Source organism: Streptomyces sp. H27-C3 (genome assembly GCF_030063415.1).
Classification (GTDB): Bacteria; Actinomycetota; Actinomycetes; order Streptomycetales; family Streptomycetaceae; genus Streptomyces.
This window is the reverse complement of record NZ_JASITA010000007.1, coordinates 123,789-137,206: the sequence shown is the minus strand read 5'-3', so window position 1 is coordinate 137,206 and position 13,418 is coordinate 123,789. Positions and strand designations below refer to the sequence as shown.

Annotated in this window: 13 protein-coding genes and 1 pseudogene; 9 read left to right on the top strand and 5 right to left on the bottom strand. The window is 70.6% G+C overall.

Annotated elements, in window-relative coordinates:
• The first annotated feature begins 5 nt into the window (after positions 1-5).
• The 4 genes from QMK30_RS09130 (at position 6) to QMK30_RS09115 (ending at position 3,611) form a co-directional block, all read left to right on the top strand.
• Entirely contained in the window at positions 6-476 is a 471-nt protein-coding gene (locus QMK30_RS09130) for a GNAT family N-acetyltransferase (protein ID WP_283516687.1), read from the top strand.
• A gap of 151 nt (positions 477-627) precedes the next feature.
• A complete protein-coding gene (locus QMK30_RS09125) occupies positions 628-1,323 on the top strand; it encodes a hypothetical protein (RefSeq protein ID WP_502963097.1) in 696 nt (231 codons plus the stop codon).
• Positions 1,320-2,075, top strand: a complete 756-nt coding sequence (locus QMK30_RS09120; protein WP_283516686.1) for a response regulator transcription factor — start codon at positions 1,320-1,322, stop codon at positions 2,073-2,075. Before QMK30_RS09125 ends, QMK30_RS09120 begins: the two co-directional genes overlap by 4 nt.
• 84 nt (positions 2,076-2,159) lie before the next feature.
• On the top strand, positions 2,160-3,611 hold the full coding sequence (locus tag QMK30_RS09115; protein ID WP_283516685.1) for a peptidoglycan D,D-transpeptidase FtsI family protein: 1,452 nt from the start codon (positions 2,160-2,162) through the stop codon (positions 3,609-3,611).
• Positions 3,612-3,673: 62 nt separating this feature from the next.
• Here QMK30_RS09115 and QMK30_RS09110 read toward each other — a convergent pair whose 3' ends face one another.
• Complete coding sequence (locus tag QMK30_RS09110; RefSeq protein ID WP_283516684.1) at positions 3,674-5,005, bottom strand: S28 family serine protease; 1,332 nt, start codon at positions 5,003-5,005, stop codon at positions 3,674-3,676.
• Between the two features lie 184 nt (positions 5,006-5,189).
• Here QMK30_RS09110 and QMK30_RS09105 point away from each other — a divergent pair, with 184 nt between their 5' ends.
• From QMK30_RS09105 to QMK30_RS09095, 3 genes and pseudogenes are all read left to right on the top strand, one after another.
• The gene (locus QMK30_RS09105) at positions 5,190-5,723 is read left to right on the top strand and encodes a SigE family RNA polymerase sigma factor (RefSeq protein WP_283516683.1); all 534 of its coding nucleotides are present in this window, start codon (positions 5,190-5,192) and stop codon (positions 5,721-5,723) included.
• Positions 5,716-6,159: a hypothetical protein gene (locus tag QMK30_RS09100; protein WP_283516682.1), complete on the top strand. Its 444-nt coding sequence runs from the start codon at positions 5,716-5,718 to the stop codon at positions 6,157-6,159. The genes QMK30_RS09105 and QMK30_RS09100 overlap by 8 nt, the downstream gene beginning before the upstream one ends.
• Positions 6,160-6,229: 70 nt before the next feature.
• A pseudogene (locus QMK30_RS09095) lies at positions 6,230-7,513 on the top strand (mannosyltransferase family protein).
• Here the strand turns inward: QMK30_RS09095 and QMK30_RS09090 are convergent.
• From QMK30_RS09090 to QMK30_RS09075, 4 genes are all read right to left on the bottom strand, one after another.
• Positions 7,498-8,724: a Cmx/CmrA family chloramphenicol efflux MFS transporter gene (locus QMK30_RS09090; protein ID WP_283516681.1), complete on the bottom strand. Its 1,227-nt coding sequence runs from the start codon at positions 8,722-8,724 to the stop codon at positions 7,498-7,500. The pseudogene QMK30_RS09095 and the gene QMK30_RS09090 sit on opposite strands and share 16 nt — an antisense overlap.
• Before the next feature lie 108 nt (positions 8,725-8,832).
• Complete coding sequence (locus QMK30_RS09085) at positions 8,833-9,414, bottom strand: TetR/AcrR family transcriptional regulator (protein ID WP_283516680.1); 582 nt, start codon at positions 9,412-9,414, stop codon at positions 8,833-8,835.
• 309 nt (positions 9,415-9,723) lie between these two features.
• Positions 9,724-10,890, bottom strand: coding sequence for a hypothetical protein (locus tag QMK30_RS09080; protein ID WP_283516679.1), 1,167 nt, complete (start codon positions 10,888-10,890; stop codon positions 9,724-9,726).
• On the bottom strand, positions 10,887-11,822 hold the full coding sequence (locus QMK30_RS09075) for a 5-dehydro-4-deoxyglucarate dehydratase (protein ID WP_283516678.1): 936 nt from the start codon (positions 11,820-11,822) through the stop codon (positions 10,887-10,889). The genes QMK30_RS09080 and QMK30_RS09075 overlap by 4 nt, the downstream gene beginning before the upstream one ends.
• Positions 11,823-12,082: 260 nt before the next feature.
• Between QMK30_RS09075 and QMK30_RS09070 the strand changes: the two genes are divergently transcribed.
• The gene (locus QMK30_RS09070) at positions 12,083-12,892 is read left to right on the top strand and encodes an NAD-dependent epimerase/dehydratase family protein (RefSeq protein WP_283516677.1); all 810 of its coding nucleotides are present in this window, start codon (positions 12,083-12,085) and stop codon (positions 12,890-12,892) included.
• 188 nt (positions 12,893-13,080) lie between these two features.
• Positions 13,081-13,389, top strand: a complete 309-nt coding sequence (locus tag QMK30_RS09065) for a hypothetical protein (RefSeq protein WP_283516797.1) — start codon at positions 13,081-13,083, stop codon at positions 13,387-13,389.
• Positions 13,390-13,418: the final 29 nt, after the last annotated feature.

Genomic DNA, 13,418 nt, shown 5'->3' with positions numbered 1-13,418 from the left:
TCTTGATGGATGTCAATTTGCGCGAAGTGCGGCCGTCCGACCTGCCTCTGTTCTTCGAGCAGACGCAGGACCCGGAGTCCGTTCTGATGGCGGCGTTCACCTCCGAGGACCCCTCGGACCGGGCCCATTTCGACGCGCACTGGGTGCGGATCCTCGACTCCGACGTGGTGGTGCGCACGATCCTGGCCGACGGAGAGGTCGCGGGCAGCGCCGCGGTGTACGGGCCGCTGGACGAACGTGAAGTGACGTACTGGATCGCCCGCGCGTTCTGGGGCCGCGGGGTGGCCACCGCGGCCCTGCGGGCGCTGCTCGCGCTGGTGCCCGAGCGGCCGCTGCTCGGCCGCGCCGCCGCCGACAACACCGGTTCGATCCGGGTGCTGGAGAAGTGCGGCTTCACGGTGGTCGGGCGCGAGCGGACCTACGCGAACGGCCGAGGCGCGGAGACCGAAGGGCTGATCCTCACCCTCAGCGGGTGAGGTCCGCCGGGTGAGGGACGGCGCGTGAGGTCTGCCGGGTGAGGCGCGGCGAGTGGGCGCCATCGGGCGAAGGCCGTCTCCGCCGCGCGGCGGAGGCGGATCGTCGCCGCGCAGGACGTGCCCGGCGGCGGCGGCCGGAAGTGTGGATGCCATGACACACCCACCGCTCCTCCCCGCCTCCGCCGGCCCGCCGGCGGCCCGCCCGTCCGCCCACCCGTCCCGCACCGGGCCGCTGCGCCGGACGCTGCGTGCCGTCGCCGTCGTCTCCTGCGTGCCCTACCTCGCGCTGAAGATCTCCTGGATCGCCGGGAGCCACGTGGGCATCCCGGACGACAGCGTGCTGCTCGACAAGCCGGGCGTGATGGCCGTCGCCAACAGCGTGACGGTCCTGATGGACAGCGCCGTCATCGTGCTGGCGCTGCTGCTCACCCAGGCCTGGGGGCGGCGCGTCCCGGCCTGGCTCCTGGCGCTGCCCATGTGGGCGGCGGGCGGGCTGCTGACGCCGATCATGACCGCGTATCCGCTCCAGCTCGTGGTCAAGCTCTTCACCGGTGCGGGCAGCGGGTCCGCGTCGAGGGAGCCCTTCCTCGACGAGTGGGTCTTTGCCGTCGTCTACCCCGGCTTCATCATGCAGGGCCTCGCGCTGGGAGCCCTGTTCGCGCTGTACGCCCGCGAGCGGTGGGGTCACTTGTGGCAGGGTGTCCCCGTCCCGCGCCCCGGGGGCGGCCGGGGCCTGCGCCGCATCGCGGAGCGGACCACGCTGCTCGGCGGCCACGCCGAGGCCGGGCCGCGCGGCGAAGTCTGGCGGCTCACGGCGCACCTGCCGACCGGCGGCGGCGCCCGATGAGCACACCGAACCCACAGAACCCACCGACCACGGCAACCGCACCGGGCACGGCGGACACACCGAACACGGCAGCCGCACCGGACACACCGGGCACCTCGCGCACGGTCCGCGTCGTGGTCGCCGACGACGAGCGCATGGTCCGCACCGCGCTGCGGGTCATCCTGGACGCCGAGCCCGACCTGGAGGTCGTCGGCGAGGCGGCGACGGGCGCGCAGGCCGTGTCGGTGGTGCGCGAGCTGCGGCCCGATGTGGTGCTGATGGACGTACGCATGCCGGAGATCGACGGCATCCGCGCCACCGAGCAGATCCTGGCCACCCTCTCCGAGCCGCCGCGCATCGTTGTCGTCACCACCTTCGAGAACGACTCCTATGTGTACGACGCCCTGCGCGCCGGCGCCTCGGGCTTCCTCCTCAAACGCGCCGCCGCCGAGGACCTCGTCCAGGCGGTCCGGCTGGTGGCCCGCAGCGACTCCCTGCTCTTCCCGGCCGCGCTGCGCGGCCTGGCCGCCGGGCACGCCGCCCGGCGGCCCGCCGCACCGCCGCCCTGGGTGGCGCGGCTCACCGACCGCGAGTCGGAGGTGCTGCGCCTGATGGCGGCGGGCCTGACGAACGCGGAGATCGCCGGAAGGCTGCTGGTCGGCCCGACGACGGCCAAGAGCCATGTGGCGGCCGTGCTGGCCAAGACGGGGGCGCGGGACCGCACCCAGGCGGTGATCAAGGCGTACGAGTCGGGCTTCATCACCCCCGGCTGACACCGGGGGGCGCCAGATGAAGTTTTCCTGAGAAGCGCGACATATGGGAACGTCCGCGCCCCCGTCGCTCGTCCTTCGTACGGGATGAACAAAACAATCAGGCACGCTTCGGTCTTCTGCCTGCTGATGGTGCTCGCCCTGCTGGTGCGGGCCACCTGGGTGCAGGCATACCAAGGCCAGGCCCTCGCAGACGACAAGAACAACCGGCGGAACACGATCGCGCAGTACGCGCAGCCGCTCGGGAACATCATCGTGGCCGGTTCGCCGGTCACCGGATCGAAGAAGACGGAGGTCGGCGATCTCGCGTACAAGCGCACCTACACCAACGGTGACCTCTACTCGGCCGTCACCGGCTACGGCTCACAGGCGTACGGGTCCACCCAGCTCGAAGGCATCTACAGCGATGTCCTGGACGGCACCGACAACCGGCTGAAGAACCCGGCGGATGTCATCACCGGCAAGCAGACCGAGCCGGGCGACGTCGTGACGACCATCGACCCCGCCGTGCAGAAGGCGGCGTACGAGGCGCTGGGCGAAAAGAAGGGCGCGGCCGTCGCCGTGGATCCCAAGACCGGGCGGATCCTGGGGATGGTGTCCACCCCGTCGTACGACCCCTCGAAGATCAGCGGGACCACGGACGGCGACACCTGGCAGCAACTGCTGAAGGACCAGGACAAGCCGCTGGTCAACCGGGCACTGCGCCAGCCGCTGCCGCCGGGGTCGACGTTCAAGCTGGTGGTCGCCGCCGCGGCGCTGGAGGACGGGATCCACGGGTCGGTCGACGAGAAGACGGAAAGCCCGAACCCGTACACCCTGCCCAACACCCGGACGGTCCTGAAGAACGAGAACGCCTCCGCCCCTTGCGAGAACGCGACGCTGCGCAGCGCGCTCAAGTTCTCCTGCAACAACGTCTTCGCGAAGCTGGCCGTCGACCTCGGCCAGGACAAGGTGAAGGCGATGTCGGAGAAGTTCGGTTTCAACACCGAGAAGCTGGATGTGCCGGTCAGGGCCTCGGAGAGTGTCTACCCGTCCGGCATGGACAAGCCGCAGACCGCGCTCACCGGCATCGGCCAGTTCGAGGTGACGGCCACCCCGCTGCAGATGGCCATGGTCTCGGCGGCCCTCGCCAATGGCGGCGAGCTGGCGTCGCCGCACATGGTCTCCAAGGTGACGGACGGCGACGGCAACGACCTTGAGGAGCTGGACGACGCGGGCAGCGAGCGGGTCGTGTCCTCGTCGACCGCCGAGCAGTTGCAGAGCGCGATGGTCACGGTCGTCAAGGACGGCACGGGCACGAACGCGCAGATCGACGGCGCCGAAGTGGGCGGCAAGACCGGCACCGCGCAGCACGGCGTGGCGAACAGCAAGACGCCGTACGCCTGGTTCACGTCGTACGCGAAGGACAGCTCGTCCGGCAAGGAGGTCGCGGTCGCGGTCCTCGTCGAGGACTCGGGTGCGGCGCGCTCAGAAGTCAGCGGCAACGGTCTGGCGGCGCCGATCGCACAGAAGGTGATGAAGGCGGCGATCGGCCGGTGAGGTGAGACAGCACCGGACGGGCTTGAGCGGCGCTTCAAGCCCGTCCGGGGTTCCCGCTGCTCCTACTGGCCTGCCCAGCGCTTGACCGTCGCCTCGGCCTTGGCCCGCTCCTCGGGCGTCAGCTTCGAGATCAGGGCGCCGTGGTTGGTGTCCGGGGCGACAAACAGGTGCGAGTCATGCCGGCTCGGCCTGAACCGCTCCGCGCTCCACGGGTCGTTCTGTCCGTACACGAACATCATCTGCGTGCCCTGCGTGGCCACCCAGCGGTCGACGTCCTTGATGGCGCGGCCGTTGTACGACGTGCGCATGTCCTCGGGCAGCACCGAGTTGGGCTGGTAGACGCCTGGGTAGTTGCGGACGTCGCGCAGGTGCTTGAACTTCAGGTCGGCCCAGCCCAGCTGGCTCGCGGCCTGCCGGTAGTACGGGCCGGTGCCCTCCGGGCCGTTGCCCTCGTCCGAGTAGATGCTCAGGCCGTGGTCCAGCGACCAGGCGTACAGCTCGTCGTCGGTGGCCTTCTTGGCGTCCGGGACGGCCGGGCAGTCGGTGTACGTACCGCTCTGCCAGAAGTTCCACACCTGGTCGAGCACCGAGAACTCGAAGGCACGGTCGGGTGTGCCGAGGTACTTGAAGGTGAGGCCCTGCTCCTTGGACGTGGCCTCGAAGCGCGGCAGCATCGCGTCGCGCCGCACCAGCATTTCGCGCTGCACGGCGTTCAGCGCACTGCGGCACTCGGCGGTGCCGACGGTATTGAAGAACTCCTCGTAGACGCTGTCGTCCCGGTTGTCCGCGTCGTTCGGCGCGACATAGGCGACGACGGCGTCGAGGTCCTTGGGGTAGTAACGCTCGTGGTAGACCTGCGTCATGCCGCCCTTGCTGGCGCCGGTGCCCAGCCACTTCGCGGTGTAGATGCCCTTGAGCGCCTTGACGATCGCGTGCTCGTCGCTCGCTTCCTGCCAGACGTTCAGGTCGTCCCAGTCGACGTCGGCGGGGCGCGAGGTGTTGAAGTAGCGGTGCTCCAGGCTGACCTGGTTGGCGCCGAGCAACGTGGTGATCTCACGCGTGCCCGAGGACAGCCCGTAGCCGCCGGTGTAGTGCACCACCGACGCGCTCTCGGCCTTGTGCCACAGCGTGAAGGTCTGCTCGAAGGAACCACGCCCGGGGCGGCTGTGGTCGACGGGCTGGGTCAGCCTCAGGGTGTAGAGAGGGAATCCGCCCTTGTCCCCCTCGGACACGACGGTCAGTCCGGGGATCCGCTCCAGCTTCTCGCGAATGCCGGCCGCGGCGGTCTGCGACGCGGGCGCGGCTTCGGCGGCGGTGGCCGCTGTGCCGGCCAACACGCTGGTGGCCACTATGAGCCCGGCACAGAACAGGGAAGGCAGAACCTTGTTGCGCACGCTGAGTCCCCTCGGACGGAAGTGCTGCGATGGATACATCGCGCGCATGTTATGCGTTTCCCGTTTCCCTGTGATCACTCCGCAGGAGGGTTCCACCGCCGCGTGTCGCGCACCGCGCGCGCTGTGACGTCTCTCACTGCGCTCCTGTGACTCCCGTGTCAACCGGATGGGTGTTCCCGGGCGTATGCCAGATGAGACCGAAGAGACCCAGGAGTCGTTGTTGACCGTCGAGGAGTTCGAAGAGTTCTACGCGCATGCGGCGGCACGGCTCACCGGCCAGTTGTACGTGATGCTCGGCGATCTGCACGAGGCCCAGGACGTCGTGCAGGAGGCGTTCGTCCGGGGCTGGAGCAGGCGGCGCCAGCTCGACCGGGGTCGGGAACCCGAGGCGTGGATCCGCACGGTCGCGTGGCGGCTGGCCGTGAGCCGATGGCGTGGGCACCGCCGCTCGGCCGATGCCTGGCAGCGCGGCGGCAGCCCACCGTCCGTCGACGGGCCGGGGCCCGAACAGGTCGCGCTGGTCTCGGCGCTGCGCGAACTGCCAGGCAGGCAGCGGCGGACCGTGACGCTGCATTACGTGTGCGACCTCACCGTCGAGCAGATCGCGGCCGAGACCGGTCTTTCCGCGAGCACCGTGAAGACGCATCTGGTCCGGGGACGGGCCGCTCTCTCCCACCTTCTGCAGGACCCCCGCGCTGAGGAGACCTCCGGTGCCTGAGCCCCACGACCCGCTGAAGTCCGTGTTCAAGCAGGCTGCCGCCGCCGGTCGGGCGGGCGCCAGGTCCGTGCCCGTCTCGGTGATCGTGGAGCGCGGCGACCGGCGTCGGCGCCGGCATCTCGCCGCGCTGGCCGCCGTTCTGTGTGTGGCCTTCGCCGGTACCGGAGCGGCCGTGGCGGCCCTGCTGCCGAGCAATCGCGGCGCCACGGTTCCGGCCAGTACGCCGTCCGACGCGCCCGCCTCCTCCCCCTCCCCCGCACGGACCACGCTGCCCACCGGCCCTCCCTCGTCCGGCTCGACGGACGGCACACCGTCGGACACCGCGAGCGACGCCCCGCCCGGCACCGCGTCCAGCGCGCCGACGTATCCGGGGTCGGGTACGCCGTCCGACTTCCCCTCGACCTACTCCTCGACCTCGGCGCCGCCCGGCTCATAACGCGCCCGCGCGCCGCACCCCCTTCCCCCCAACTCTCCTGCCCGTCATGACCGCCGCCGGGCGATTCCCCATGCCCCGATGCCCCTCCGCCCGCACTCAGGAGTCCGCCCATGACCGCACCGCCACTGCGGCCCCCGGCTGCCCCCGCCCGTACGAGCCGAAGGCCGCGCCGCGTCTCCGGCAGGGGGCGTCCGCACGCCGACAGTTCACCGGCCGGCTGCCCCTTTCGCTCACTCCCGGCGACCGCGACGCGCTGTGGCTTTATCTGTTCACCAGAGCGGGCATCTGGACCGTCGCCCACTGCACACGGTGGCTGTTCCCCGACAACCCGAAGAGCAGGCACGCCCCTTCGCTGCTGTCGCCGTGGGAGCAGTGGGACTGGTGGCACTTTCTGCACATAGCGCAGAGCGGCTACTTCCCCGAAGGGACGGGCCCCTGGACCGCCGGCTGGGACAACAGGGAGGCCTTCTTCCCCGGTTTCCCCCTCCTGCTGCGGGCCGTTCACACCGTGGTCCCGCACTGGACAGCGGCGGGTCTGCTGATTTCCTTCGCCGCCGGGGCCGTCGCCGTCGTCGCGCTCGCCCGCATCGCACGGCTCCATCTGCCCGGGAGGGCGGCGGGACAGCGTGCCGTTCTCTTCCTGCTGCTCTCACCGTTCGCGGTGTTCCTGGCCGCCGGTTACACCGAGGCGCTCTTCCTCGCCCTCGCTCTGCCCGCCTGGCTGGCCGCCCAGCGCCACAACTGGCCCCTGGCGGCCACCCTGACGTGCCTGGGGACCACCGTGCGCATCAGCGGCCTCTTCCTCACCGCGGCCCTCGCCGTCCACTTCGTCACCACCGCGTCCAACCGCCGCGACTGGTACCGGGCACCGTGGATCGCGCTGCCCGCCCTGCCCGCGGTTCTCCACAGCTGATACCTGCACGCGCACACCGGCGACTGGATGGCGTGGAAACACGCCCAGGAACGCGGCTGGTACCGGGAGTTCCACGCCCCCTGGGAGGCCTGGCAGCACACCTGGCGGGCCGCCTTCGAGCATACCCAGGCCACCGGGTACGCCCTGATGTGCCAGGCCGAACTGCTGGCGATGGTCGGCGGCGTCGTACTGCTCGGCGTCCTCCTGAGACTCCGGCGCTGGCCGGAGGCCGTCTATATCGGGCTCAGCCTGTGGGCGCTGGGGACGCCCTACTGGTACACGTCTGTTCCTCGCGCCACCCTCCTGTGGTGGCCCCTGTGGACACTCCTAGCCGCCTGGAGCCTGCGCCGGGCCTGACTGAAGAGTGCCTATCTGTACGTCGCCGCCCCCCTGTCGACCCTCGTCGCCGTCGCCTTCCTGTCCGGTCACTGGGCGGGCTGACCTCGCGGAACGTCCCCGGCCGCTACGCGGAGCCCGCTTCCCGCCACCACCCGGCTCCGGATTGCTCGGCGCTGGAGCGCGGCCGCCCAGGCCGTGGCGGCGACGCCCAGGGCGCCGACACCGGCGCCGACCCAGGCGACCGAGGCGTAGCCGAGTCCGGCGTCGATGGCCATGCCGCCCAGCATCGGCGTGAGGGTGATGCCCACGTTGAAGGCCGAGGTGTTGACCGCCGGAACCAGCGTCGGTGCGTCGGGGGCGATGCTGAACACCCGTGACTGAAGCACCGGGTTGGTGACATAGCCGGCCACGCCGAGGAGAAGGACCAGGCCGATCGTGACGACCGGATTCGACGCCGCCGCGGCGAGGGCGGCGGACAGGACCGTGAGTCCGCCGACCCCGAAGTAGAGCGTACGGATCGGGTGGGCGTCGGCGACGCGTCCACCGATGGTCATGCCGATCAGCCCGCCGACTCCGTACAGGGAGAGCACGGCGGGCACCCAGCTCTCCGGCACTCCGCTGACCTCGGTGAGCAGCGGCGCGAGATAGCTGAAGGTGACGATGGCCGCGCCGAAGGTCAGCACGGTGACCGCGAACGACACCCAGAGCGCCGGCCGGGCCATCCCCTTCAACTCCCGCCGCACCGAGGGAATCTGCCGGTCCGCCGCGTGGCCGCCGGGCAGGACGGCCAGCATCGCCACGAGGCTCACCAGGGTGAACACGGCCACGCCCCAGAACGCGGCCTGCCAGTCGACGTACTGACTCAGGAGCGTCCCGGCGGGTACGCCCACGATCGTGGCGAGCGTGAGGCCGGTGGCGACGACGGAGAGCGCCTTGCCCTTGGCGCCGACGGGCACCAGGCTGACGGCCGCCGCGGCGGCCACGCTCCAGAACCCGGCGTAGGCGACCGCGGTCACCACACGGGTCGCGAACACCACCCCGTAGTCCGGCACCAGGGCCGCCACCACGTGCCCGGCGATGAAGACGAGTTGGAAGGCGGCGAGGGCGGTGCGCCGGGGCACACGCAGGGTGAGCACACTCGTCACCGGTGCGCCGACGACCATTCCGACGGCGAAGGCGGAGATGAGCAGGCCCGCGTCGGGGATGGAAACGCCCAGGTCGGCGGCCATGGTGGGCAGCAGCCCGGAGAGCATGAACTCGGAGGTTCCCTGGGCGAAGATGCCCAGGCCCAGTATGTAGACGGCGATCGGCATGAGTGTGGCGCTCCTTTTTGTACCGTTCAGTTCAAAACGAACCCGTAAAGAAACCCCCGGACGACGGGGGCGTTTTTCACCGTGCGGTCTTCGCCACGCGCGCGGTCTTCACAGTGCGCTGAGAGCCGCGTCCGCGATGCTTTCCAAGGTGGACCGCTCCGAAGTGACCCGTGCCGAGACCCGCAGTCCGGCGACGGTCGCGATCACGAAGTGCGCGAGGGCCAGGGCATCCTTGTCGCGGGCGATGTCGCCGTCCCGCTGCCCGGATTCGATCGCGGCGCGGATCACCGACAGCCGCACCCCGTAGTCACGCGCCAGATCCTCCTTGAGCCCCTGCTCGCGAGTGGCCGCCTCGACGGCCGTATTGACGACCAGACAGCCGCGGCCGTCGCGACCGCGGCCGAACTCCTCGTCGATCACCAGCTGGAGTTGGGTACGGAGCTTCTCCCGCACCGGCAGATCGCTCTCCATCAGGGCGGTCAGCTCGGCGTTCTTGAACTCCATATAGCGGGCGAGCGCCCGGTCGAAGAGATCGCGCTTGCTCTTGAAGGTGTTGTAAATGCTGCTGCGGCCCAGACCGGTGGCCTCGCACAGATCCTGCGTGGACGTCGCCTCGTAGCCGGCGGCCCAGAACGCCTCCATCGCGGCATCGACCGCCTGCTCCTCGTCGAACTTCCTCGGGCGGGCCATGACGAGGACGCTAACATGTTTTGAACCGACCAGTCCATAACTTCGCCGGGGCCCTGGCACCACAGAGCGCGCCGCCGACTCCCGGCTCGTTGACATAGGAGACAGAGCTAGCGTTCTATCGCCGCCGCCGTCGTCGGACTGCTCAGCCTCCTGGTGACGTGGCGGGCCGGTCCGCTCGGCCGGATCAACCTGGACCGGTTCCCCCCTGCTGTTCAGCGGACGCGCGATCGTCCCCCTCGGCTACGCCGCCTTCGCCGCCGGGGCCTGGCGGTCGGCCGAAGCCACCACGCAACCGGCTTCGGCCGACCCTCACACCCCCAGAGCCTCCCGCACGAGCCTCAGGTCCGCGTCGGACGCCAGGCCCGCGTGATAGAGCCGCAGTTCAGTGGCGCCGAGTCCGGCCGCGCGCTCCACGTCCGCCGCGAGCGAGGCCGGACTGCCGCCCATGCCGGAGACCACGGTGAGGTTGGCCGCGAGGACGCCTCCCCCGGCGCGGTGCTCCGCGAAGGGGGCGATCAGATGCGGACCGGCGGCGCAGGGAACGACCACGCCGTCGGCTACCCGCATGATGTGCTCCGGATCGACGCCGACGTTCGCACCGCAGTGGTACGCCGTCGGATCGGCGTGCAGCAGCACCTGGAAGCCCGGCGGCGCCGCTGCCCGTACCGCGCCGACCGCCGACTCCTGGAGCGTGCGGGCGGTCCGGGTGCGCCACTCCAGGGTCGTGGCCGCGAGGTCCGCCCCGATGAGCTTCTCCACCGCGGGCCAGCCTGCTTCCAGCGAGCCCGCAGACCACACGGGGTCCAGCGCGCGACGTACGGTCGCGCTCAATTCATCTGCGTTCAGGCCGAGTTCCGCGTAGCCGGAGCGGCAGGCCGGGCAGAAGCAGAGCGACATCAGATACTGCGCCGCGTCCCCGAGCCCGACTCCCCCGATCTTGTCGTGCGCGTGCAGATGGGCCAGCCCGTACCAGCCGCAGGACTCCAGCTCGGTGCCCCGCGCGCCGGGTCGTACGGCCGCTTCCGCCGCGAGGGCGACGAGGTAGGCACGGACGGCGGGCTGGGCGATGCAGGGCGCCCAGGGGTAGCGGTCGCTGTAGGCGTTGACCACGCTGGTGTCCGGATGCTCGGCGCCGAGACGGGAGTTGTGGGCCAGGACGACCCAGGAGTGGACGTCGAGCCCGGCCTCCGTGAGCGCGTGCGCCGCCTCGCCGTACGGGTCGGCGGTCGGCGCCCAGGCGCCGGCGGCGTACGGCCGCAGGGCGCGCCCGGCCCAGCGGTCCTCGTCCACGGGGTAGAGCACCGAAGCGTGTTCGGCGGTGACGATGCGGTGGCCGGGGTGGCGCGGGGTCAGGGCCCTGGTCGAGTGGTAGGCCGATGCGAGGGTCACCTGCCGGACGCCGAGGTCCGCGATGCGGACGGCGACGTCCGGGTCGCCCACGACGTCCCAGGGGTAGACGAAGGCGGAGGCCCTCACGCGTCGTCCCCCAGGAGACTCCGCGCGCTCGCGATCAGTTCGGCCAGCTCCTTGACGTGCGAGGCGTCGGGCTCATTGAGCGGCGGGCGGACCTCGCCGACGTCCAGACCACCGAGCCGTACACCCGCCTTGACGAGCGATACGGCGTATCCGCGGCCCGCGTTGCGCAGTTCGACCAGGGGCACGAAGAAGTGGTCGAGCAGCCGGTTGGCGGTGACGTCGTCGCCGTTGTTCAGCGCCTTGTGGAAAGCAAGGGCGATGTCGGGAGCGAAGCAGAAGACCGCCGACGAGTAGAGAGTGACGCCGATGGCCCGGTACGCGAGGCCGGTGAGCTCCGCGGTGGGCAGGCCGTTGAAGTAGAGGAACGGGTGGCCGGGAAGCTCCCGGCGCACCCTGCTGACGATGCGCTGCATCAGATCGATGTCGCCGTGGCCGTCCTTGAACCCGATGATGCGGGGCACCTGGGCGAGTCCGACGACGGTCTCCGGAGCGAAGATCGCGTTGTCGCGCTGGTAGACGATGACGTCGAGGGAGGTCGCGGCTGCCAGCGCGGTGTAGTGGCGCAGCAGCCCCTTCTGGTCCGCGACGACGAGGTACGGAGGCATGGCGAGCAGTCCGTCCGCCCCCGCCGCCTCGGCCGCCTTCGCGTACTGGATCGCGAGCGCCGTTCCGTAGCCCGCGCCGGCGACGACGGGCACCCGGCCCGCGGCCTCCTGCACGGCCGCGGCTACGCAGTCGCGGAATTCCTCCGGGGTCAGGGCGTGGAACTCGCCCGTTCCGCAGCACGCGAAGACGGCGGCGGCGCCGGAGTCGATGCCAGCGCGTACGTGGGCGCGGAAGACTTCGAGGTCGAGACCGCCGTCCGGTCCGTACGCGGTGACGGGAAAGAAGAGCAGACCGTCGAGTCGGTCGGCGAGCGGGGCTGAGGTCACGAGCGCTCCCTGTGCGTGCACAATTCTGATCTGCGTCCATATCCCTGAACGCCGTCACGCTAAAGCAGGTCCACGGGGCCGGTCAAGACGAGAAACCGCAAGACCCAGACGGATCGACCCCCTCCGCGCAACACTTGACGTGGTCCGGCGGCGATCCGTAGCGTGTCCACATATGTAAACAAGGTTCACGGACGCGTCCATGCCCTGTGGACCACGCCACGCTCACACACCGCCCTGCCGCGCACCGAGGAGACCCACCGATGCCTGCTCCACGCACCGTCCTGCTCACCGGCGCCGCGGGCGGCCTCGGCACCCTGATGCGCGGGATCCTCCCGGCGTACGGCTATGAACTGCGGCTTTTCGACGCGACTCCGATCGAGGGCGAGCCCAGGGCGATCACCGCGGACCTGGCCGACAAGGAGGCGCTGCGCGAGGCCGTGCGGGGCGTAGACGGGATCATCCACCTCGCGGGCATCTCCCTGGAAGCCTCCTTCGAGAAAATCGTGCGCGCCAACATCGAAGGGACGTACAACCTCTACGAGGCGGCCCGCGAGGAGGGCGTCGCCCGGATCGTCTTAGCCTCGTCGAACCACGCGGTCGGCTTCACCCCGCGTCCCGCCGAGGGCGCGCCGCTCATCCCCATCGACACCCCGCACCGCCCCGACACCTTCTACGGGCTCTCCAAGGCCTTCGGTGAGGACCTCGCGCAGCTGTACTGGGACCTGCACGGCGTCGAGACCGTCTCCGTACGGATCGGCTCCTGCTTCATGGAGCCCAGCTCGGTGCGGATGCTCTCGGTCTGGATGAGTCCGGGCGACGGCGCGCGGCTCTTCCACGCCGCGCTCACCGCCGAGAGGGTCGGCCACACCGTCATCTACGGCTCCTCCGCGAACACCCGCCTGTGGTGGGACCTGTCGTCCGCGCGGGCCATCGGCTACGAGCCGCAGGACGACTCGGAGCAGTTCGCCGAGACGCTGATCGCCGAGCACGGCGAGCTCGACCCGGACAATCCGGCCCACGCCAATCTGGGCGGCCCGTTCTGCACCGACCCGCCCCAGTGGCCGTACTGAGAGATCGCGTACGAGGAGTCCCGGGCACGGCCTGCCGCTCCCGGCGGGCAGAGCGCGCCGAGGCGGGCGGACCGGTCCTCGCGCCCGGTGCACACCGGAGAACCGACCCGGACGAGTGAAACCCCAGCGAAACCGCCGGGCGCCTAAAACACATGGCCGCAAGCGCGTCCGGCGGGCACCATGCCTCCATGCCGAAACCTCATGGATTCGGTTGGGAAGCGCACAGCGACGGCAGCGTCGTCATCACCCACCAGGGGCGCGCGGCCGGCACCCTGCGGGGTGAGCGCGCGGCGAAGTTCCTGGCCGAGGCCGAAGCCGACGACAGCCAGCTCGTGATGGCCCACTGGACCGGCGCGTACAACGACCTCACCCACGATTGGCAGCGGCGTCGCGGCGCCTGGGACCTCCGCCTCCCACTGTCAATCGCGGGTGAGGTCGCAAGCACGGAACCGAGCGGGCGGCCCGCAATCACCCGCGCAACAGATAGCGACAGGTAAGGGAACGGCAAAGAGGTGTCGGTCGTTAG

Bases quoted from the DNA above. Each gene is read 5' to 3' on its own strand.
- QMK30_RS09130 (WP_283516687.1), top strand. From the start codon at position 6: ATGGATGTCAATTTGCGCGAAGTGCGGCCGTCCGACCTGCCTCTGTTC.
- QMK30_RS09090 (WP_283516681.1), bottom strand. From the start codon at position 8,724: ATGCCGATCGCCGTCTACATACTGGGCCTGGGCATCTTCGCCCAGGGA.
- QMK30_RS09070 (WP_283516677.1), top strand. From the start codon at position 12,083: ATGCCTGCTCCACGCACCGTCCTGCTCACCGGCGCCGCGGGCGGCCTC.
- QMK30_RS09125 (WP_502963097.1), top strand. From the start codon at position 628: ATGACACACCCACCGCTCCTCCCCGCCTCCGCCGGCCCGCCGGCGGCC.
- QMK30_RS09065 (WP_283516797.1), top strand. From the start codon at position 13,081: ATGCCGAAACCTCATGGATTCGGTTGGGAAGCGCACAGCGACGGCAGC.
- QMK30_RS09115 (WP_283516685.1), top strand. From the start codon at position 2,160: ATGAACAAAACAATCAGGCACGCTTCGGTCTTCTGCCTGCTGATGGTG.
- QMK30_RS09120 (WP_283516686.1), top strand. From the start codon at position 1,320: ATGAGCACACCGAACCCACAGAACCCACCGACCACGGCAACCGCACCG.
- QMK30_RS09085 (WP_283516680.1), bottom strand. From the start codon at position 9,414: ATGGCCCGCCCGAGGAAGTTCGACGAGGAGCAGGCGGTCGATGCCGCG.
- QMK30_RS09105 (WP_283516683.1), top strand. From the start codon at position 5,190: ATGCCAGATGAGACCGAAGAGACCCAGGAGTCGTTGTTGACCGTCGAG.